The sequence below is a fragment of the Jeongeupia chitinilytica genome (genome assembly GCF_014652315.1).
GTDB lineage: Bacteria > Pseudomonadota > Gammaproteobacteria > Burkholderiales > Chitinibacteraceae > Jeongeupia > Jeongeupia chitinilytica.
The window spans coordinates 138,814-159,206 of the sequence record NZ_BMYO01000011.1; the positions used below are offsets into that span (position 1 = coordinate 138,814).

Annotated in this window: 16 protein-coding genes; 7 read left to right on the top strand and 9 right to left on the bottom strand. The window is 62.3% G+C overall.

Features of this window, described 5'->3' with window-relative positions; all coding sequences use genetic code 11:
- The first annotated feature begins 24 nt into the window (after window positions 1-24).
- A complete protein-coding gene (locus IE097_RS18220; protein ID WP_189462330.1) occupies window positions 25-1,674 on the top strand; it encodes a DUF2813 domain-containing protein in 1,650 nt (549 codons plus the stop codon).
- Here the strand turns inward: IE097_RS18220 and IE097_RS18225 are convergent.
- Entirely contained in the window at window positions 1,644-2,516 is an 873-nt protein-coding gene (locus IE097_RS18225; RefSeq protein ID WP_189462331.1) for a helix-turn-helix domain-containing protein, read from the bottom strand. The two genes, IE097_RS18220 and IE097_RS18225, sit on opposite strands and share 31 nt — an antisense overlap.
- A 145-nt stretch (window positions 2,517-2,661) precedes the next feature.
- Between IE097_RS18225 and IE097_RS18230 the strand changes: the two genes are divergently transcribed.
- The 3 genes from IE097_RS18230 to IE097_RS18240 all read left to right on the top strand — a co-directional run bounded on the left by IE097_RS18230 (window position 2,662) and on the right by IE097_RS18240 (window position 6,112).
- Window positions 2,662-3,666, top strand: coding sequence for a phytanoyl-CoA dioxygenase family protein (locus IE097_RS18230; protein WP_189462332.1), 1,005 nt, complete (start codon window positions 2,662-2,664; stop codon window positions 3,664-3,666).
- A gap of 90 nt (window positions 3,667-3,756) precedes the next feature.
- Complete coding sequence (locus tag IE097_RS18235; protein WP_189462333.1) at window positions 3,757-4,440, top strand: glycine zipper 2TM domain-containing protein; 684 nt, start codon at window positions 3,757-3,759, stop codon at window positions 4,438-4,440.
- 136 nt (window positions 4,441-4,576) lie between these two features.
- On the top strand, window positions 4,577-6,112 hold the full coding sequence (locus tag IE097_RS18240) for a BCCT family transporter (protein WP_189462334.1): 1,536 nt from the start codon (window positions 4,577-4,579) through the stop codon (window positions 6,110-6,112).
- Between the two features lie 7 nt (window positions 6,113-6,119).
- Here the strand turns inward: IE097_RS18240 and IE097_RS18245 are convergent, their stop codons facing one another.
- Window positions 6,120-6,428 (bottom strand): hypothetical protein, encoded by a 309-nt coding sequence (locus tag IE097_RS18245; protein WP_189462335.1) that lies wholly within the window; start codon window positions 6,426-6,428, stop codon window positions 6,120-6,122.
- A gap of 197 nt (window positions 6,429-6,625) precedes the next feature.
- On the opposite strand from IE097_RS18245, the gene glmS reads away from it, so the two are divergent.
- Window positions 6,626-8,452, top strand: a complete 1,827-nt coding sequence (gene glmS, locus IE097_RS18250; RefSeq protein WP_189462336.1) for a glutamine--fructose-6-phosphate transaminase (isomerizing) — start codon at window positions 6,626-6,628, stop codon at window positions 8,450-8,452.
- Window positions 8,453-8,612: 160 nt separating this feature from the next.
- Here the strand turns inward: glmS and IE097_RS18255 are convergent, their stop codons facing one another.
- The gene (locus IE097_RS18255) at window positions 8,613-9,815 is read right to left on the bottom strand and encodes an NAD(P)/FAD-dependent oxidoreductase (protein WP_189462337.1); all 1,203 of its coding nucleotides are present in this window, start codon (window positions 9,813-9,815) and stop codon (window positions 8,613-8,615) included.
- A gap of 133 nt (window positions 9,816-9,948) precedes the next feature.
- On the opposite strand from IE097_RS18255, the gene IE097_RS18260 reads away from it, so the two are divergent.
- Window positions 9,949-10,467, top strand: a complete 519-nt coding sequence (locus IE097_RS18260) for an RrF2 family transcriptional regulator (protein ID WP_189462338.1) — start codon at window positions 9,949-9,951, stop codon at window positions 10,465-10,467.
- Between the two features lie 319 nt (window positions 10,468-10,786).
- Here IE097_RS18260 and IE097_RS18265 read toward each other — a convergent pair whose 3' ends face one another.
- From IE097_RS18265 to IE097_RS18290, 6 genes are all read right to left on the bottom strand, one after another.
- Complete coding sequence (locus tag IE097_RS18265) at window positions 10,787-11,929, bottom strand: erythromycin esterase family protein (protein WP_189462339.1); 1,143 nt, start codon at window positions 11,927-11,929, stop codon at window positions 10,787-10,789.
- A complete protein-coding gene (locus IE097_RS18270; protein ID WP_189462340.1) occupies window positions 11,920-12,360 on the bottom strand; it encodes a toxin-activating lysine-acyltransferase in 441 nt (146 codons plus the stop codon). The genes IE097_RS18265 and IE097_RS18270 overlap by 10 nt, the downstream gene beginning before the upstream one ends.
- 86 nt (window positions 12,361-12,446) lie before the next feature.
- Entirely contained in the window at window positions 12,447-14,342 is a 1,896-nt protein-coding gene (locus tag IE097_RS18275) for a hypothetical protein (RefSeq protein WP_189462341.1), read from the bottom strand.
- Window positions 14,335-16,455: a peptidase domain-containing ABC transporter gene (locus IE097_RS18280; RefSeq protein WP_189462342.1), complete on the bottom strand. Its 2,121-nt coding sequence runs from the start codon at window positions 16,453-16,455 to the stop codon at window positions 14,335-14,337. The genes IE097_RS18275 and IE097_RS18280 overlap by 8 nt, the downstream gene beginning before the upstream one ends.
- Window position 16,456: 1 nt before the next feature.
- A complete protein-coding gene (locus IE097_RS18285; protein ID WP_189462343.1) occupies window positions 16,457-17,695 on the bottom strand; it encodes an HlyD family secretion protein in 1,239 nt (412 codons plus the stop codon).
- Window positions 17,696-17,891: 196 nt separating this feature from the next.
- Window positions 17,892-18,071 carry a hypothetical protein gene (locus tag IE097_RS18290; protein WP_189462344.1) on the bottom strand — a complete coding sequence of 60 codons (180 nt, stop codon included), beginning with the start codon at window positions 18,069-18,071 and terminating at the stop codon, window positions 17,892-17,894.
- 1,280 nt (window positions 18,072-19,351) lie between these two features.
- Between IE097_RS18290 and IE097_RS18295 the strand changes: the two genes are divergently transcribed.
- Window positions 19,352-20,359 carry a GGDEF domain-containing protein gene (locus IE097_RS18295; protein ID WP_189462356.1) on the top strand — a complete coding sequence of 336 codons (1,008 nt, stop codon included), beginning with the start codon at window positions 19,352-19,354 and terminating at the stop codon, window positions 20,357-20,359.
- The last annotated feature ends 34 nt before the right edge of the window (window positions 20,360-20,393 follow it).

The window sequence follows — 20,393 nt, forward strand, 5'->3', positions numbered from 1 at the left end:
CTTGGCGCAGATACGGAGCCATGCATGCGCCTCATCCACCTGCAGGTCGTCAATTTCCGCGGTATCAGCCGGATCGCGCTGTCGCTCGATGCCGACCGGACGGTACTGTTCGGCGAAAACAACTGGGGCAAGTCCAGTCTGATCGAGGCGCTGGCGCGCTGCCTGGGCCCGGATGCGGCATCCGGACCGCACTTCGACGCCGACGATTTTCATCACGATGCCCGCGGTGTGGCCGCCAAAACGCTGTCGATCACGCTGACCTTCGGCGACGACGGCCCCAAGCCGCTGCCGGCGCATCTGGCAACGATGGCCTGGCGCGACCGCAAGGGGCGCTGGCATGTCAGCGTGCGCTTCAGTGCCGAACGGCACCGCCAGCAGGTTCGCGTCCGGCGCGAGCTGCTCGGCCCCGGCGGCAAGCCCCGCCCTCACCCGCGGGCCGATGCGCTGGCCGGAGAGCTGGTCGCGCGCCATCCGGTGCTGCGGCTGCGCGACATGCATCTGGCGCAGTGGATGACACCCAGCGGCGTCGAACCGCTGACCCTGCCGGTCGGCGATGCGCCGGCCGACGTCGTGCAGCGCACCTTCGAGGCGCTGCTGCGCCAGCCGCAGCGGATCGAACCCAAGCTGCTGCGACAGGGCATCGCCGCGATGCGCGAGCTGCTGTGCCGGAGCCCCGCCCGCTTTCACACGCCCAAGGCCCGCCGGCTGGCCGACGACATCGCGGCCGCACCGATCACCTTTCGCGACCATGACAGCCTGCTCGACATCGCCAACCGCGCCGGCAGCAGCACCCAGCAACTGGCGCTGCTGTTCCTGCTCGGCGCGCTGCTCGAAGCCCGCGGCACCGAGCCGCTGACGCGCGGCGAATCGCCACTGCTGCTGGTCGAGGACCCGGAAACCCATCTGCACCCGACCCAGCTGGTCCAGGTCTGGGGACTGGTCGAACAGCTGCCGGCGCAGAAGCTGGTCACGACCAACAGCGGCGAGCTGCTCGCCAGCTTTCCGCATCACAGCCTGCGCCGGCTGGTGCGCGGTGACGACAAGGTCTTCGTCTACCAGATGTCGCACAGTGCGCTGTCGAAGCAGGACGCGCGCAAGGTCGGCTTCCACGTTCGCGTCAACCGCCCGAACAGCCTGTTCGCGCGCTGCTGGCTGCTGGTCGAAGGCGAGACCGAGTTCTGGCTGCTGCCCGAGCTGGCGCGGCGTTACGGCGTCAACCTCGGCGCCCTCGGCATCCGCAGCATCGAGTTCGCCCAGGCCGGGCTGGTGCCGCTGATCAAGTTCGCCGACGCCTTCGGCATCCGCTGGCACCTGATCACCGACGGCGACGACGCCGGCCAGACCTACGCCAACAAGACGCGCGGTCTGCTGCGCGGCCGCCACGAAGCCCGGCACCTGACCGTACTGCCGTCACGCGACATCGAGCACTATCTGTTCGAAAACGGCTTTGCCGACGTCTATCACGAAGCCGCGCACTGGACCCGCGGCCCGGCACCGACGACCAGCGAACTGATCCACCGGGCGATCCGCCGCCAGGCCAAGCCCGGCATGGCGCTGGCCATTGCCGAAGCGGCCGAGCGCCGTGGCCGCGACAGCATTCCGCCGCTGCTGTCGCAGCTGTTCGACACCCTGGCCGAACTCGCTCAGGACGAGGACGCGCGCGGCTCGCGGTAGCGCCGGCGGAACGCCCGCGGCGTCTCGCCCTTGGCGGCAAGGAACTGCCGGTTGAAGTGTGCCAGCGTGCCGTAGCCGGCGGCCTCCGCGATGACGCCGATGGCCTTGTCGGTCTGGATCAGTTGCTGGCAGGCGTAGCCGACGCGCAGCCGCGCCAGATAGCCGGTCACCGTGCTGTCGGTATGGCGCCTGAAGAAGCGGTGGAAGGCACCAACCGACATCGCCGCCAGCCCGGCCAGCGTCTCGACCGCGACCGGCCGGGCAAAATGCGCGTGCACATGGTCGAGCACCCGTCCGAGGCGCTCGCGCTGCCGGTCCGCGGCGGGCGGTGGCGCGACGGCGGCCAGCGCCCGTGCCTCGGTATCGGCGGCCAGCCGCAACAGGACGTCGAGCAGCACCGGCAGCCGCTGGGCCGGGGTCTTGGCGTGCAGCGACACCAGCAGCGGCCGGACCTGTGCGGCGGCAGCGCGTGAAAACGCCAGCCCTCCGCTGGCGGCCTGGGCCAGCCGCGCGATTGCCGCGCACTCGGGAAAGGTCTGCGCCAGCCCGGCGATCCAGTCGCGCCGGAACCAGACGACCACCGCGAGCATCGGCCGGTCCGGATCGAGCCGTTCGGCCGACGACCAGCTGTGCGGCAACTCGGGACCGAGCAGCACCAGATCGCCGTCGTCGAAGTCGTCGATCCGGTCGGCAATGAAACGCTGGCCGCGCGCGTTCAGCGTCAGCGTCAGCTCGAACTCGGGATGGTAGTGCCAGGCGAACGGCAGGGTCGGCAGCTCGCGCCACAACAGTGCCCACGACTGCCCGGCGGGAACGGCGATGTGCTCGAATTGTGGACGCATTCGGCGCTCCGACCGGACCAGATGGTCAGAATCGTATCAATAGAAGCCGGTCGGCGTGCACTGGCGGCGACGGACGTCGTGAAAATGAAGTGACTACAACACGGGCCGACGCACGGCCCGCCTCACCACGATCCGGAGATCATCCATGAACGACCGCTACGACTATGGCAACGCCCGCCCGGGCAACCCGTCGGTGTCCTACCGCGCCGAGGACCGTCAGCTGCACACGCTGCGGAAGCAGCTGCCGCTGCGCGTGCTGTCCGGCGCCGATTTCGCGCACTGGCAGCAGTACGGCTACGTGATCGTCAGGCAGGCTGTCGATGCCGCCGCGGTCCGGCGCACGACCGACTTTCTCTGGGACTTCCAGCAGCTCGATCCGGCCGACCCGGCCGGCTGGAACGCACCGCAACTGCGCGAGAACGAAATGCGCGAGCTCAACGGTTCGGGCATGGTCGAGGCGTACCAGAACCAGACGCTGTGGGACAACCGCCAGACGCCGCGTGTCTACGATGCCTTCGTCGACATCTGGGACCGCGAGGACCTGTGGGTAACGATCGACCGCGCCAACCTGAATACCCCGAACGCCGGTGTGCGCAAGTTCGGCGGCTTCATCCACTGGGACGCCGACACCTCGCTCGATCCGCGGCCGGTCAACGTCCAGGGCGTGCTGGCCCTGTCGGACACCAGCGAGGACGGCGGCGGCTTCCAGTGCATTCCCGACCTGTTCGCCCACTTCGACCGGTGGCGCGAAACGGCGCCGGCCGACCGCAACCCCTGGCAGCCCGACCTCGCCACCGTGCCGTACCCGGTGCGCTTCATCCCGATGCAGGCCGGCGACCTGCTGATCTTCAACAGCCTGCTCGCGCACGGCATCCGCCCGAACACGTCGGCCGACAAGGTCAGACTGGCGCAATACATCTCGTTCACGCCGGCCGACGAGGCCAATGCCGAGCTGCGCGACTGGCGCATCCGCAGCTGGCAGCAGCGCGAACCGGCGCGCGGCTACGCCTTTCCGGGCGATCCGCGCCGCTGGGAGCAGTCGCGTTATCCGCGCGCCGAACTGTCGGCGCTCGGCGAACGCATCCTCGGCCTGCGGAGCTGGCATGACCGCGACCCTGCGGCCGCGCCGGCATCGGTTGACATCGGGTGAAAAGTGCCGGCCCGGGCTGTGGGGGGGATCACTGACGCTAGACTGGGGCCTGTTGCATGATTGGTGCATAACACACAGGAGAGCGTCTGCATGTCGAATGCCCCGAAAACCCACCCGGCGTTTCTCGCCGCCGCCGGTGCGGTCATCATCGCAGCCGGCGTCACCACGGCCAAGATGCTGGGCTGGATCGGCGCCAGCCCGGCACCGGTGGCCAGCGAGCCGGCCATGATCATCGCCAGCGCGCCTGCCGTCGCCTCGATCCCGGCGACGCTGGCCCCGGTCGTCACCCCGGAACCCGCGGCAACACCGGAACCGACCCCCGCCCCGACACCGGCACCAACGCCCAGACCGACGCCGCATCCGAAACCCAAACCGACACCGAAGCCGACACCGCGCCCGCAGGAACAAGCCGAATCGCGTCCTGCCCCGGCACCGCAGGTCTGCGCCAGCTGCGGCCGTGTCGTCGCGGTCCAGACCCGTGAGGAGGCCGGTCAGGCCAGCGGTGGCGGCGCCGTAGCCGGCGGCGTCGTCGGCGGCGTGCTCGGCCATCAGGTCGGCAGCGGCCGCGGCAACACCGTCGCCACCGTCGTGGGTGCGATCGGCGGCGCCCTGGCCGGCAACGAGATCGAAAAGCACGCCCGCAAGAGCGTCTACTACGACGTGGTCGTGTCGTTCGAGGATGGCAGCCAGCGCAGCTTCAGCTACCAGCAGCAGCCCCCCTTCGGCGTCGGCGACCGCGTTCGCGATGCCGGTGGACAGCTCGTCGGCAACTGACCCCCACCGCCACCACGGCCAGAACAGCCCCCGCAATGCGGGGGCTTTTTGATGTCCGGCAGCAACGATTGGCGTTGACGTGCCGCGGCCGGACGCCCGGTGTTAGCCTAAAAAGAACGAACAACGGGAGAATCGCATGGTCTTTGTCGTCTCGCTCGCCATCGCGCTCGGCTTTGTGGCGTGGGGTGCATTCGCGCCGGACAGCATGAGCACCACCACCCAGACGCTGCTGTCGGGCACCATCGGCGGTTTCGGCTGGTTCTACCTGCTGTCGGTCTTCGGCTTCCTCCTGTTCGCGATCTACCTCGCCTTCGGCCGCTTCGGCGGCATCCGCTTGGGCGGCGACGATGCCGAACCCGAGTTCTCCCGCATCAGCTGGTTTGCCATGCTGTTCTCGGCCGGCATGGGCATCGGGCTGGTGTTCTGGGGCGCCGCCGAACCGTTGGCGCACTTCGCCACGCCGCCCGCCGGCGAGGGTCTGACCGCCGACGCCGCCCGCACGGCGCTGCGCTACACCTTCTTCCACTGGGGCCTGCATCCGTGGGCGATCTACAGCGTCATGGGGCTGACGATCGCCTACTTCAGCTTCAATCGCGGCCTGCCGGCACTGGTCTCGGAAGCGTTCCGGCCGCTGTTCGGCGACCGGGTCAATGGCGGTCTGGGCAAGCTGGTCGACATCCTGGCCATCATCGCGACCGCCTGCGGCGTCGTCACCTCGCTCGGCCTCGGCACGCTGCAGATCGGCGGCGGCCTGACCTACGCGCTCGGCGTACCGGATACCGACCTGCTTCATGTCGTCATCATCGTCGTCGCCATGGGGCTGGCCATCGCGTCGTCGCTGTCCGGCGTCGGCCGCGGCATCCAGTGGCTGTCCAACCTGAACATCGCGATCGCGGTACTGCTGATGCTTGCCATCGTCGCACTGGGCCCGACCCTGTTCATCTTCGAATCGTTCACGACCACGCTGGGCGGCTACATCAACAACCTGTCGCTGATGAGCCTGCGGCTGACCCCGTTCAGCAAGAGTTCGTGGGTGGCGGACTGGACGCTGTTCTACTGGGCATGGTGGATCACCTGGGCGCCGTTCGTGGGCCTGTTCATCGCCCGCGTGTCCAAGGGGCGGACGATCCGCGAATTCATCGTCGGCGTGCTGCTCGCGCCCAGTCTGGTCAGCTTCCTGTGGTTCTCGGCCTTCGGCGGAACGGCCATCCACCAGCAGCTGCTCGACGGCATCAACCTGCTGGCCGTGCAGCACGAGGACTACGCCAAGACGCTGTTTGCGATGTTCAAGGCGCTGCCGATGGCCCAGCTGCTGTCGCTGCTCGCGCTGGCGCTGATCGTGAGCTTCTTCGTCACGTCGGCCGACTCGGCCAATCTCGTGCTCGGCATGCTGTCGACCAAGGGCCGCCACGATCCACCGGCGTGGATCAAGCTGGTCTGGGGCGTGGTGATCGGCGCGATGGCGCTCGTGTTGCTGTTCTCGGGCGGGCTCAAGGCGCTGCAGACGCTGTCCATCGTCTCGGCGCTGCCGTTCGCGCTGATCATGGTCGGCTTGTGCGTGTCGCTGTACAAGGCACTGGCCGAAGACGACCGGGCCCGTGCCCACAAGGAGAAGGCGCGTCGCCACGCGGTCGATGCCATGCTGGCGCGCGATCCGCACCTCGGCGACTAAACCCGGCTCAGCGCTCGGTCAGCGGATCGTGGGTCTGGTCCCGCGCCTGGCCGAGCAGCGCGTCGACCAGGCCGATCGCGCTGTGCCGTGCCGCCAGGCCGTCGACCCGGGTAAAGGCTTCGTCCAGGGCTTCGTGCAGCTCGCAGGCGAGCTGGAACAGCATCTTCTGTTCGCGCCCGTGCGTGCACGGCAGGTAGTAGTTGATCTCGTCGACCAGATCATCGGCAAGTTCGTGCGGGAGGACGGCGGGCGCCGTGAGGATCCGGTCCAGCAGACGCACTCCGAACATCCCGAGCGACAGCAGCTGCGTAGCCATGCGTACTCCTGCCCCGAAGATCTCGGCCGGGGTGCCGGGGCAAGTCGCATCCCGCCCATCTCCCTACTCTAGTCGGCCCGTTGACGCCATCCATCGGCCAGCCGGCAGAGCCGACAACCGGTTTGAGGGTTTTTCTGTAAAGACAATGCGGCGCCGATCGCATAAATTTTGTGCAACGCAAAATTCTGGAGTGGCTTATGTGCGGTATTGTCGGTGCGATTTCGTCGCGCAATGTGGTTCCGGCACTGATCGAAGGACTGGCACGGCTTGAATACCGCGGCTACGACTCGGCCGGTGTCGCCGTGCTCGACGGCGAAATCCGCCGCGTGCGCCGGGTCGGCCGTGTCGCCGAACTCGAGGCCGCGACGCGCGAAGTCGGCCTCACCGGCTCGCTCGGCATCGGCCACACCCGCTGGGCCACGCACGGCGGCGTCACCGAGCCGAACGCCCATCCGCACGTTTCGGGCGGCCTGATCGCCGTCGTGCACAACGGCATCATTGAAAACCACGACGAGAAGCGCGACCAACTCAAGGCACGTGGCTACGCATTCGAGTCGCAGACCGACACCGAAGTGATTGCCCACCTCGTCCATGCCTATTACCGCGAATCGCGCGACCTGCTCGGCGCCGTGCGTCAGGCAGCGCAGGAACTGACCGGAGCGTACGCGATCGCCGTGATTGCCTGCGATCGACCCGACGAAATGGTCGTCGCCCGCATGGGCTGCCCCTTGCTGATCGGTCTTGGCGACGGCGAGAACCTGATCGCCTCGGACGTGTCGGCCGTGCTGTCGGCGACGCGCCGGGTGATTTTCATGGAAGAAGGCGATGTTGCCCGCCTGCGCCGCGAAGGCGTCGAGCTGTTCGACCGCCACGGCGCGGCCATCAGCCGCGAGGTACACCTGTCGGACGTGTCACTCGCCTCGCTCGAGCTCGGGCCCTACAGCCACTACATGCAGAAGGAAATCCACGAGCAGCCGAAGGCGATCGCCGACACGATCGCCCCGCTGCTCGACGCCGGTTTCGTGCCCTCGCTGTTCGGCCCCAAGGCCGCCGATCTGCTGCCGCAGGTTCAGGGCGTGCAGATTCTCGCCTGCGGCACCAGCTATTACGCGGCATCGGTCGCGCGCTACTGGATCGAAGCCATCGCCGGCGTGCCGTGCAATGTCGAGGTCGCCAGCGAATACCGCTACCGCGCGGCCGTCGCCAATCCGTCCCATCTCGTCGTCACCATCAGCCAGTCGGGCGAAACGCTCGACACGATGGAGGCACTGAAGTACGCGAAGTCGCTCGGCCACGACAAGACGCTGTCGATCTGCAACGTGCGCGAAAGCGCCATCCCGCGCGCGTCGGACCTGGTGTTCTACACCCGTGCCGGCGCCGAGATCGGCGTCGCGTCGACCAAGGCGTTCACGACCCAGCTGATTGCACTGTTCGCGCTCGCCGGCACGCTGGCCAGACTCCGCGGCCGGCTCGACGCGGCGACCGAGCACGATTATCTCGACGCGCTGCGCCACCTGCCCGGCTCGGTACAGCACGCGCTCAACCTCGAACCGCAGATCACCGCCTGGGCGCAGAAGTTCGCCACCAAGGACCATGCGCTGTTCCTCGGCCGCGGCGTGCACTACCCGATCGCGCTCGAGGGTGCGCTCAAGCTCAAGGAAATCAGCTACATACACGCCGAGGCCTACCCGGCCGGCGAACTGAAACACGGCCCGCTGGCGCTGGTCGACGCCAATATGCCGGTGGTGGTGATCGCGCCGAACGACAGCCTGCTCGAAAAGGTGAAGTCGAACATGCAGGAAGTGCGTGCCCGCGGCGGCGAGCTGTTCGTGTTCGCCGACCTCGACAGCCACTTCAGCGAATCGGACGGCGTACACGTCATCCGCACGCCGCGCCACATCGGCGTACTCAGCCCCATCGTCCACGCCGTGCCGGTGCAGCTGCTCGCCTATCACGCCGCGTTGCAACGGGGCACCGACGTCGACAAGCCGCGCAATCTCGCCAAGTCGGTGACGGTCGAGTAAACCGCGTCCGGTCCGCCGTCCCACCGGGCGGACGGTCAGGTGTAACCGGGGCGGCGCTCGGTGGAAAACCGGTGAGTTCGGGACGCAGTGGTGCGGCGTCCGTCACACCGGGTGATCCGCCGGAGCGCGCCGCCGGGCACTCGGGTGTGGCGCAGGAAAACTAGACGAATTTCGCCAGCGGGTCGGCCGCGGCAAAGGCCGCATCGCGGTCGGCTGCCGGCGGATAGATCAGCTCGTTGGTGATGGCGATCTTGAGCTTCTTGGCTTCGTCACGGACCAGTTTCACCTGCTGGTCCCAGCCTTCGGTGTAGACCGCGCCCCAGGCGCCCAGATCGAGGCAGGTCACGTAGTTGACCTGGCGATAGGGCAGCGGGTCGATGCCCAGCAGGCTGGCCGCGACATTGTGACCGGCAAACTTGCCCAGCTGGATGGCGTGCTGGCAGGTCATCAGCGCCGTGTTGCCGAGGTCGTCCGTTCTGGCGTGCGCCATGTCGCCGGTCGCGTAGATGTCCGGGTAACCGGGAATCTGCAGTTCCGGTGTGACGATGAAACGCCCCTGCGGATCGCGGTCGGCAACAAGGGCGTCGCCGAGCGGGCTGGCCTTCACCCCGGCGGTCCAGATCACGGTGGCTGCGTCGATGCGGCTGCCGTCCTGCAACGTGACGCCGGCAGCGTCCACCACTTCGACGCCGGCATTCAGCCGCCATTCCACCCCGAGCTCCTCGCTGGCCTCGCGGATCACCTCGCGCAGCGCTTCGCTGTAGCGGCCGCCGATCACGGAACCGCGATCAACTACGACCACTTTGGTATTCGTTTCATTACCGAACAGCGATTTCAGCCGTGACGGCAGTTCGGTGGCCAGTTCGATGCCGGTAAAACCGCCACCGCAGACCAGCACGGTATTGCGCGCCGTGCTGTCCGGCTGCTCTGCCAGTGCGGTGAGGTGGCTTTCGAGGCGCTGCGCGGTCTCCATCTGGTCGATGTCGAACGCGTGTTCGGCCATGCCCTTCACGCCGGCATGCCGCAGATGACTGCCACCCGCGAGAACCAGCCGGTCGTAGGTGATACGGACCGCTTCGGCCCCGGCATTGCGATACCGGACCGCGTTTTCCCGGTACTCGATGTGCTCGACGCTGCCTGCAATGAAGCGGATGTCGAGCGCGGCAAACAGGGGCTGAAGATCGGCCGTCATCGAGGCCGGGCTCGCTTCGTAAAAACGCGGACGGACCCGGAGTTCGGGCTGGGGCGCCAGCACCGTGATCTCGAGATCGCCACGCCCCTCGCGGTACGCCAGTCGTGCGGCGCCGACGGCGGCCCACATGCCGGCAAAACCGCTGCCGATGATCAGAATGCGTTGCTTCATGGTGTTTCCTTCCGGATTTGCGGGCCAGCCGGCCCCGACAACTCCCACTCTATCTGTCGGAGTTAACTGCGACAAGATAATTCTGAGTATCTGCGTTATCATCAGCCGGACGAAACCTGAAACAGGGCACGCGATGGCGTTTTACAGTTCCGGCGTGGAGTACGGCATTCACAGCCTGATGAACATGGTCGATGCCAGGGGCAACGCGCGGGAAATGAGCGTGCGCGAAATGGCTGCGCTGCAGAACGTGCCGTACGACTACCTCGCCAAAATCTTCACCAGCCTGTCCCGCGCCGGACTGGTGGTCGGTTCGGAAGGCAAGGGCGGCGGATTCCGCCTTGCGCGCGCCAGCGAGCTGATTACCGTGCTGGATGTGGTGCAGGCCATCGACGGACGGAAGTCGGCGTTCGAATGCCGCGAAATCCGTCAGCGGCTGGCGCTGTTCGACGAGGCGCCGCCCGCATGGGCCTGCGACGGCCCCTGCGGCGTGCGGGCGGTGATGGACAGCGCCCAGCAGCGCATGGAGGACGAGCTGGCCCGGCACACCATCCTCGACCTCACGCGCAGGATGTACCGGAAGGCACCGGACACGTTCACCGTTGAGGTGCAGCAGTGGATTGCCGACCGCCGCGGCACCGGCTCGGGCCGGTAACACCGCAATAACCGGGATGAAGAACGACAAAGCGCCGCCGGCACCGGGGCCGCAAATGCGGGTGTCCCCCGCGGCGGCACCACGACTCCGGGAATGCGCACCGGGGAACCGTCCCCTCTCCCGCAACAGCACCCTGCTCGCACGTAGGTACGCAGGCAGCCAGCACGCACGCGAAGTGCGCCGGCGTCTTGACCGGTCATCCTCCGGCATTTGCTTCCGGACCGTCAGGGCCGCATTACCCGGCCCCACGAGGGTGCTCGTAACGGGCAACCGCCAATATCAAGGGATGCGCCGCGCACCGTGCTCCGAAGCGTGCGCGTCAACACGCCGTGCCACCCGGGATTTGCCTCGTCGGAACGATATCCCTGGTAAACACGATCGCGTCGATCAAACCACGCTCATCGGCACTGGAAAATACGCGATTCAGGGGGCAGGACGACGAATAGGCCAGCAACCGGACCTGAACATCGTCGTCCAGATCGATACCCCCGACCGGCGACGCCAGCCGTGAGGGGAGCGCGGTGATCAGCGCAGTCTCCATCCCCAGAGACGCCAGCTTTTCCTCGACAAACCCGGGAGCCGCCTCCGGAATCGCGGTCGCCATTCCGGTTTCGAAATCGATGACATGCCCGCCATGCCCACTCAGATGGCAAACATACACATCGTCGCCGTACCAGGATTTCACGAAGCCTCCCAAACTGCCCTCCATCGGCAAATGATGGCAGGCATGCCCCCAGAGGATTACTTTTTCATCCTTCGGCAGCGCCTCGTAAATGGCCCTGAAATTGTTGGCCATTTGCCGGTCACGCGATTGTCCGAACTCGGTGAATTCGTAACGTGCCTTCACGTTTTCAAGCATCAGTCTCCAGAAATCAGCGTCCTGATGCCCGCTCGCGGACAGCTGCCGTTCTAGGCGCTCCAATCCCTCCTGCATGATGCGCCGGCGCGCTGCATGCTCGACCGGCTCCAGCGACAAATAGGACTGGCACAGGCTGAAAAAATCATCGAGACCGGCCCGGTCAAGGCAATGCGAGTCCAGATAATCCATCATCTCGGGTATCAGGCATTGGCTTGAAAAACGCCCGCCCATGGGCACGTCGACCCCCGCCAGACGCAGCCCACCCGCGGTGCCGGCATGCGCCTCGACATGGTCGAACAGGGCCACCAGCTCTTCGGCGTTGGCATACATCCGGAACAGCGAGCCAGCCATCCTCGACCGCAACGACAGGCCAAGGTCGTTTTCTGCAATCTTCAGCCCGTCATAGAATCCGCTGGCCATGCACAACAACGAAAAACCGTGCTGCTCATGCAGGTATCTGACGACCTCGCTCATCACCGCAAAATCACTGCCGGCACCATGCGTTTGCATGCTGATCAGGAAAATCCTGGCCGAGCCGACAGACTGGCCCAGCAAAGACCGGAACTGCCCGGGACCGGACGCGACTGCGCACTTCATTGCCATTTCTTTATCCTGACAAAAGAACCGTCCAGCCTTCTTTTGGCCGAATAGATTTCCTTGCCACCGAAATCGAATGTTTTCAGGCATTGGAAAACCGACCTGAAATAGCCCCGATTGACGCACAAGTCCATGATCCAGACGATCCGGCCATCGTTCCACTCGCTGGCATGCAGGATGTAATCCTTGTCCCTGAAGATGGTCGCCAGCGTTTTCTCGGAAACCATGGCCCAGGTCACGAAACCGACCGGATCACCACCGCCATCGAAGAAGAACTTACATTGCTCGTGTACCACCGGCATCCTGATCCATTGCGGAATGGCCGCAAACTGGAACTGCATGTATTTCTTGTTTTCGGACATGACTTTTGCGGCAAAACCGACTTGCCGGCTCACCCCGTCCTCAAATGCATCGGGCTCAAACTTCAGTTGCAGCATCGACCTCTCCCGGCCTCGGATCATCGGAATGGCAGAAGCCGGTGAAAAACGGCTCCAGTTTCCCTATCGACAGACATTCGCTCGTATCAGGCTAAGACCCGGGGAACATCTGCAATGAGTTCACTCAGTGAAATCGGTGCGTCAAAATCAACGACCCAGTGCCTGCCGGTGCGCACGGGATGAACCGTCTGATTGTGGTGCACCAGTTGCAGCGCCTCGCCCGCAGCGTGCTCCGCAAAATAGCCATCGGCGAATATGTAGCGGAACACCTCGCTGGCCGTGATCGCGCTGTAAACCTCTGCGCGGTACGCCAGCCCGGGCTGCAGCGTCATGAAGTTTTTGCAGTACTCGAACTCGCCCCAAAAGGCACGCGTGCGGACGGATTGATCCAGCACGCCGGAGACAAACGAGGTCATGGCCGAGCACAGCCCGTCACCGGCGGCATGATCACCGATCACGTCATTGATGCGGCCTTGCAGGCGATCGCGATACAGCGGGGACAAATCAATCGCAAATTGGTCGATACGTCCGGCAAGCAGTTGCTTGAATGCCGGCTCGGCAACGCCCATGCTCGACATCATCGTCCTTGCCCCGGCAAAGACCTCGCGATACAGCGCCACCAGCCTTTCTATGGCATGGTAGTTCTGCACATCGCTGGCACACTGCCCGACCGCAAGTTCGCTCCCCTCACGGGCCGCCAGCTTGAGAAAACCGATCATGTCGCAGCCACCGAGCGAATCGGGAATGGTCGCCAGTGGCAAGCCGTCCAGCGTATTGTCGCGAGCCATCGCGACGATCAAATTGCCCAGCTCGGTGGTCTCGTCATTCTCGACCAGAATGGACAACGGAAATCCGGCAATCATCAACGCAGCTTGCACGATGCCCTTGTCGTAGGCCCGGTAGAAGCCTTTTTCGATTGCCAGCGACAAGGCCGGCAGGTCGGTGGCGAGATCGGGATTCAGATATTTGTTTGCATAGAAAACCAGCGAGGTCACATTGCCTGCCAGCTGCTGCGCTTCATGCCAGATGGCCGGAAATCCGCGTGAAATGACGGGATTGCCATAACCGCTCAATGCCGATGTGGTCCCGAAATCGATATACTTGCCACTGAGGTCGATATTCCCCTGCGTAAGTGAGCCATGCGCCAGACGCAGCAATTTTGAATAAGCAACCTGCTGGGCGAATTTTTCCGATGTCGCTTGCCATGCCGTAATGATCTCGTTGAAAGAAGCGTTGTCGGGCAGCGACAGCGCCTTGTGGATCATGGCCATCGCCTTTTCCGTTCGAACGGCGTCATGTACGAAATTTCCGCCCAGCTCTTTCAGCGGCTGGTAAAAAGGTGCCCGCTGATAATGCGCCGGCCGGAGGTTGGCTTGCCGAATCATCAAGCCGCCAGGCGGTTCATCCTGCCCTTCCTTCTTTAGCAGGCCAAAATCGTATGCCGTTGCTTTCCCCGTCGCGATGACCGCCAGAATCCGAACCGCGCCAAAGGGCAGCTCCTGATTGAATACCTCTCCCCAGATCGCCTCGCGAATGCCTTCTTCAATCGTGGCCCCCCCGTGCGTGTGCCAGAAATCCATCTTCCGGCCGGCCAACAGCGAGCGCCCGATGCCTTTTGATTGGAAATGTCCGTTCAGACCGCAGCGCACACCGCCGCCATTGCACTGCTCGCCAAAATCACCATAACGCTCGGCCAGAAATTCGCGCGTGTCGTTCAGGTCGAACGCAGCCGGATCGTCACGTTCGTTCGGAATCATGTACGCAAATGATTCCAGCAATGCCAGCTTCAATGCCTCGAGGTCCGCAGCCGTCCTGACAGGCACTCCCAGCTCGCTCATCAGATCGAAATTGATCCACGCCACGCTGGCGTTGCGAAGCCTGCACGCTTCAAATCTGATGAACGACGCCTCCGGCAGGAAGTTCCTGTAGAGCGGCGTGTTCTGCTCGTTTACGACTCTTGACGTTGAGAATGCATCAAACACAAGCGATCTCCCTATCGGTGGCTTCGTTGATTTTGCTCAAGTCGATAACTCGATCAGCCGACTTGATGGTTTCGGGCCGATGGGCAATGATCAGCCGGGTAATGCGCATTTTCCTGATCGCATCGTTGACACACCGTTCACTATCCACGTCCAGATGGCTGGTCGCCTCGTCCAGAAAAAGAAATCTGGGCTGCTGATAGAGTGCTCTTGCCAGCAGGATGCGCTGTTTCTGTCCGCCGGACAGCGTCGTCCCCATATCGCCCACCAGCGTATAATATTGCATTGGCATGTCGAGGATTTGCGAATGAATGCCTGCAAGCCGGCATACTTCGATCATTCGTTCGCTATCATGCTGTGCCGAAAACATCACGATATTGTCCTTGATTGAACCGGACAGCAGCTGATCATCCTGCATGACGACGGAAACCAGCCCACGCAGCTGTTTCAGTTTTACCTTTGAAACGTCGACATCACCGAACATGATTTTCCCGGATGTCGGCTTCAGTATGCCGGTCAGTATTTTCAGCAGCGTTGTCTTCCCGCAGCCTGACGGACCAATGATCGCCACCGACTCGCCTTCCGCCACGTTGAAACTGACATCGGACAGAATAGGCGAATCATTTTCGGAATACCGGAAATTCAATCCATCGACCGAGATCGAATAGGCGCCGATCTGCCGGTTCGTTTTGCCGGCATCCTGATAATCCTCCGATTCATTGAGTGCAATATCGGCCAATCGTTCACAATGAACGCTGAGCATTTTCATCGAAACGACCACATCGACAAAAGACGCGACGCGTGAAATGAACTGGCTGCTGTACGCCACATAGGCCATCAGCATGCCGATCGACAATGACTGGCTCATCACGAGTTGAGCGCCGACGGCGAGAACCAGAATCGCCTGCGAACCAAAAATCAGGCTGTTAGCAAAATCATAGAGAATATGCAGCTTTCTCGAATTGGCTTCAGCATTGGCCAGATCCACCGCCAAATTGAACCAGGACGATTTTCTGGAATCATCCATTCCGTTCATCTTGATGCTGCGCACGCCACGGATCGTTTCGAGGAAATGATTATCGGAATTAGCCGAGGTGACGATGAATTTTTCGGTTGCATGCCTCAACGGGGAAATCAGCATTGTCCGGATAACGATATACAGCAGCGTCGCAGCGACCGTGATCATGGTCAACGACGAACTGTAAATCACCATCAGGATCAGCATGCCGACGGCCATAACGCCATCGAACAGTGCACCGAGCAACGCGCTGGAAATCGTTTCCTGAATCCGCCTGAACGAATTGAATTTGGACACCACATCGCCGGCATGGCGTTTCTCGAAAAAATCGATCGGCAGGCTCAACAGCTTCCGGTACAAGTTGATCGACCATTGCAGGCTGATGTGAATGCTGGCGTGCAGGATATACCACTCACGGATGACCTTCACAGCGCCCACCATCAGGCAGACGATCAGGAACCCGAAACTCAATATCAGCAACAGGCTGCGATCACTGCTGGGGATGACATTGTCGATCACCCACTGCCCAAACAAGGGCACGGCCAGCGAGAGCAACTCGAGCGCCAGTGCCACCAGGAGGATTCTGGCTACGATCCCCTTCAAGCCCACCACATTGCCGACCAGCGACCCGATCGATACCTTCTGTCGCTCTTTCTTTTCTTCAAACGTGCTGCTTGGCCATAACTCCAGCGCAACGCCGGTGAATCTTTTGCTGAACTCGGCCTTGCTCAGCACCCGGATGCCATCGGCCGGATCGTGGATGGTGTACTTGTCGCCCTGAATGCTTTTCAGCACGACGTAGTGGTTGAAGTTCCAGTGCAGGATGATCGGCAGCTTGATTTCGGAAAATTCGTCCATATCGAGACGAATGGCGCGGCTATTGAAACCCAGCTCCATTGCAACGCCGTTGACCCCGGTCAGGGTCAACCCGTTCAGGGTAACGTTGATTTTTTTCCGGATATGGTACAAATCGATGTCGTAGCGATAGTACCTTGCCATCATGGCCAGACAAGCCAGCGAACACTCGGACGCTTCGGACTGGTAGATGATCGGCAAATGATGTGCCGGGTTCAATTTAAGGCCCAAATCCAGTTTCATCTTATGCATCTTCTTTCAAGCTAAAAATCGGATCCAGAACCCACTCGTACAACCTGCGCGTCTCCACTTCAATTTCCGCCTGTACGGCCATCCCCGCACGCAATTCGGACTTGATCCCGTATGTATCGATACTCTGACGCGGCAGTTCGACAAGGACCTTGTAAAAGAAACCGCGATTGATCATCTCGTTTTTCAGCTCAGCCGATGCAATGGCTATTTTCGATATCATTTTTACCCTGCCTTTGGGAGACCCAAATTTCTGGTAGGGATATGAATCGTATTTCAGGTTGACGACCGAACCTTTTTTCACGAACCCGATCGCCGCAGACGGTACGTACAGCACCGCTTCCAGCGTTGCACCATCCGGGTAGATGCTGGCCAGCAGCTGCCCCGGGGCAACGAACTGGCCCTTCATCACCAGGAGCGAAACCAGTTCCCCCGTCAGAGGCGCAATGATGCTGGCCTCCTGATTGGCTTCACTCTGTATCAGGTCTGTCTTCGCCGATCCAATCACCCTCTGCAGCTCACCCTGTTCCTTTTTCTGTGCCAGGCTCAGTGCCTGATCCTGGGCCAGGACGCTTTTCATTTCGGAATCCAGTTCCAGTGCCGCTTTTTTCAGATCGACCAGATGCGCCTCCTGGTCGATCAGCTCCTGTTCTTTCTGCTTGAGGCCCAATTCGGAAATGAAACCGCTGCTTTTGAGTTCAATCTGCTTTCTATAGCTCTGATTGATAATTTCGAACTTTCTCTCCTGCACAACGCGCTTTTCCTGAAGCAGGGTAGAACTCGCTTTCAAGGTAGCCATCTTTTCATGCAGTGCATTTCTCTTGTTCATGACCGATTCGGCATCCAGCGACCGCTCTTTTTCCAGACTGGAAATCTTGTCCTCGACGGATCTGCTCAATGACTCCTGAACCGGCGCCTTGGCAAAGCGTTCGTTGGAAATCGAAAACAAGCTTTGCCTGGCGGTTACTCTTGCGCCTTCCCGCGCCTTTATTTCCATCACGATACCGCTGGATGTGGCCAGAACTTTCAATTCGCCATGGTCTGGCTGCAAGCTGCCCTGCACCGAGATTTTTCTGGTGTAGCTTGTCAGCGTGACCATGAAAACGAGTGCAATGACCAGCACAGCGGCAACAATGGCTACAGCGTGAAGTCCGAACGGACGCGCCAGCACGATTGACCCCAGGCTCTGCGAATCCGTATTTTCCAGCGCTTCTGTTCTGTACAGGTCAGTCATATCAAATCAGCCACAACCACTTCAATTGGAGATCGCATCACACGGTCAAACACCCGACTCCGGCCCCAAACTGCTTCTTTGATCGTTCATTTTCCGAACACTCAATCAACGCAGCCTGTTTCATGAACGAGCCGGATGTGCCGGCTCGTTCATACGATCATTCATCCGGCTGAATCAACCGGATAGACGGACCGTTTTATGCTTCCCACGAATACTTGACTTCCGTGGGGTTGCCACCGGTGCTGCCACCGCCGGTGCTGCCGCCCGACGGCGGATTCGGAATGGTCAGATCAACGTTCGGGGATTCGAACGACAGACGCACTTCCGTCGCACCACCGGCCACCAGATTCATTTCATTCAAGGAAAGCAGACGCATGATAATCAGTACCTTTTTAGAAACACTTGTTTAAAAAAAATGACCACAATCAAGTAAGAAGTGATCAAAACCATCTTACGACACACGCATATTCACCTGTTCTCACTTTTACGCTGGATCAGTGTTTTTGTTGTTTCCCCACCAAGCGACTTGCCTTCATTGCGCTGCAGCAACGACCTGGAGAAGGCGGGGCCATTTCCTTGCTGAATGGTGCGTAGCACTGCCATTTATGGCAAAAATGGCGCTTCTTTCCGACATTCAAACAGGAATGCAAAATCAGTCCTGCCTCAAAAGCGGTACCGTATTTCCTTTGTGAAAAAGCGGGCGGAGCACGCATTTTTGCAATCGAATAATTACATTTAAGTCAGAAACAGGCCTTTTTCTCAAAAAAAACGGTAAGCACAATGACAGCTGCAATTCCGCCCGTCGGAGCCAAACGGCGCACGCCAAAAACAGGCAGCTTCGCCGGCGCTTTTGAAGGCTCCTGCTCGGCACATGCGGCGTCACACGGACCGCCGCGCCGTTACGGAACAAGGCGGCCGTATCCGGATTTGGACGGGTATCCTCGGCAGGTTTCCGGACACACCGGCGTGCTTCGGTTTTCACCCGGAGTGGCAAATGTCGCAGAGCGAAGACTGCAAGCACGGCCGCGCATATCCAGAACGCCGTCACCAGTAATCCGGAGCGTCAGATCCGGTCGGCTTTGATACATCCCGCCTTTGCAGCCAGAGAAGAATCCGTTTCCTTACCGGGCTCTCGATACGCCCGGGACGACAATTGCGGGCATTCGAGTCCGGTGCATATTGGCTTTGTGCCAATTCCGCCATCATTGCGTGTGCGCCGTTCCGGCCAGCCATTGCTCATCGGTGATCAGCGACCCGGTTTCGTGCCGTACATTTGCTGTGCAGTCATGTGGAGTCAGCCGCGCGGCCCGGTCACCGGGCCGGACGCGTTTCGGAGTGCATCGGACGGTGTTCCGGTGCCGATGGCGCTCCCGATCCCGCCAGTCTCGCCGCCCCGAGCACCTCATCTGCGCAGCGAACAGGGCAGGCGCACCTGCCCGGAAGCAGGATTCAACGCGGCGGATTGCTGCCGCATGACCGCGGGGCTGACTGGCGACCGGAGAGCGAAGCTTCCGGTCTTTGCAATCGGGACGTGACGGGCCTTTTCCGGCGCGGCAATCCTCGGCATCATCGGTATTCGCCGATTCGGCCGGCAGCCTTGCCCGCCCCGCACCGGCATGCAAAACAAGACTGGAAGGATGCATACGCGTGGAATCGATGCTGCTGGCGCTGTCGGATACCGTCACCGAAGCGCGCAATCTTGAAACCCTGACCCGGCCGTTGCTGGAAATGCTCGAAACGGTCACCGGGCTGGAATCGACCTATCTGACGACGATCGACGTCGCACTCGGCAAACAGGACATCCTGTACGCGCGGAATGCCCGTGCCTCGGCGCTGGAGATTCCGGAAGGGTTGTCGGTCGACTGGAACGACACGCTGTGCAAGCGGGCGCTCGACGAAGGGCGGATGTACACCGCCAACGTCGCCGACTGCTGGGGTGATTCGGATGCGGCCCGTGCACTGGGCATCCGCACCTATCTGAGCACCCCGGTGCGCATGCGTTCGGGCGAACTGTACGGCACGCTGTGCGCCGCCAGCGCCACGCCGCGGACGCTGTCGTCCGGCACGGACCGCATCATCGCGCTGTTCGCTCGGCTGATCGCCGAACATGTCGAGCGCGAACAGCTGCTGCAGCAACTGCAGCAGGCCAACCGCGAACTGTCGCAACAGGCGCTGACCGATCCGCTGACCGGCCTGCCCAACCGTCGCGCGCTGCTGCAGGAGCTCGGCCGGCTGTTCTCGTTGTCCAGCCGCAGTGCCCATCGGGTGCTGATCGGGCTCATCGATCTGGACGGCTTCAAGTCGGTCAACGACACCCACGGCCACGACGCCGGCGACCAGTTGCTGCGGCAGGTTGCGGCACAGCTGTCGACGACCTTGCGCGCCGGCGACTTCCTTGCCCGGATCGGCGGTGACGAGTTTGTCGCGATCGGCATGGGGCCGACCGACGATACGCCGCCGGCACAGGCGGCACACCGTTTCCAGCAACGGCTGTTCGCTCAGACCGTGACCGCCCTGACCGTCGGCGACACCCGCCTGGACTACGGCGGCGCCAGCGTCGGCGTGGTGGCGGTCGACCCCGCGGGCACCGATCCGAACGCCGCGCTGCAGCTAGCCGATGCGGCGATGTACGCGATCAAGACGCATCGTCGCGCCGCGCACTGAGCCCGCCGGCGAGCCGGCATGCACCGCGCTCCCC

What these genes read in the sequence shown, in the direction of transcription:
- IE097_RS18230 (WP_189462332.1), top strand. Translation starts at nt 2,662, where the DNA reads ATGAACGACCGCTACGACTATGGCAACGCCCGCCCGGGCAACCCGTCG.
- IE097_RS18225 (WP_189462331.1), bottom strand. Translation starts at nt 2,516, where the DNA reads ATGCGTCCACAATTCGAGCACATCGCCGTTCCCGCCGGGCAGTCGTGG.
- IE097_RS18265 (WP_189462339.1), bottom strand. Translation starts at nt 11,929, where the DNA reads ATGGCAATGAAGTGCGCAGTCGCGTCCGGTCCCGGGCAGTTCCGGTCT.
- IE097_RS18245 (WP_189462335.1), bottom strand. Translation starts at nt 6,428, where the DNA reads ATGGCTACGCAGCTGCTGTCGCTCGGGATGTTCGGAGTGCGTCTGCTG.
- IE097_RS18255 (WP_189462337.1), bottom strand. Translation starts at nt 9,815, where the DNA reads ATGAAGCAACGCATTCTGATCATCGGCAGCGGTTTTGCCGGCATGTGG.
- glmS (WP_189462336.1), top strand. Translation starts at nt 6,626, where the DNA reads ATGTGCGGTATTGTCGGTGCGATTTCGTCGCGCAATGTGGTTCCGGCA.
- IE097_RS18220 (WP_189462330.1), top strand. Translation starts at nt 25, where the DNA reads ATGCGCCTCATCCACCTGCAGGTCGTCAATTTCCGCGGTATCAGCCGG.
- IE097_RS18290 (WP_189462344.1), bottom strand. Translation starts at nt 18,071, where the DNA reads ATGCGTCTGCTTTCCTTGAATGAAATGAATCTGGTGGCCGGTGGTGCG.
- IE097_RS18260 (WP_189462338.1), top strand. Translation starts at nt 9,949, where the DNA reads ATGGCGTTTTACAGTTCCGGCGTGGAGTACGGCATTCACAGCCTGATG.
- IE097_RS18280 (WP_189462342.1), bottom strand. Translation starts at nt 16,455, where the DNA reads ATGAAACTGGATTTGGGCCTTAAATTGAACCCGGCACATCATTTGCCG.
- IE097_RS18295 (WP_189462356.1), top strand. Translation starts at nt 19,352, where the DNA reads ATGCTGCTGGCGCTGTCGGATACCGTCACCGAAGCGCGCAATCTTGAA.
- IE097_RS18285 (WP_189462343.1), bottom strand. Translation starts at nt 17,695, where the DNA reads ATGACTGACCTGTACAGAACAGAAGCGCTGGAAAATACGGATTCGCAG.
- IE097_RS18270 (WP_189462340.1), bottom strand. Translation starts at nt 12,360, where the DNA reads ATGCTGCAACTGAAGTTTGAGCCCGATGCATTTGAGGACGGGGTGAGC.
- IE097_RS18240 (WP_189462334.1), top strand. Translation starts at nt 4,577, where the DNA reads ATGGTCTTTGTCGTCTCGCTCGCCATCGCGCTCGGCTTTGTGGCGTGG.
- IE097_RS18235 (WP_189462333.1), top strand. Translation starts at nt 3,757, where the DNA reads ATGTCGAATGCCCCGAAAACCCACCCGGCGTTTCTCGCCGCCGCCGGT.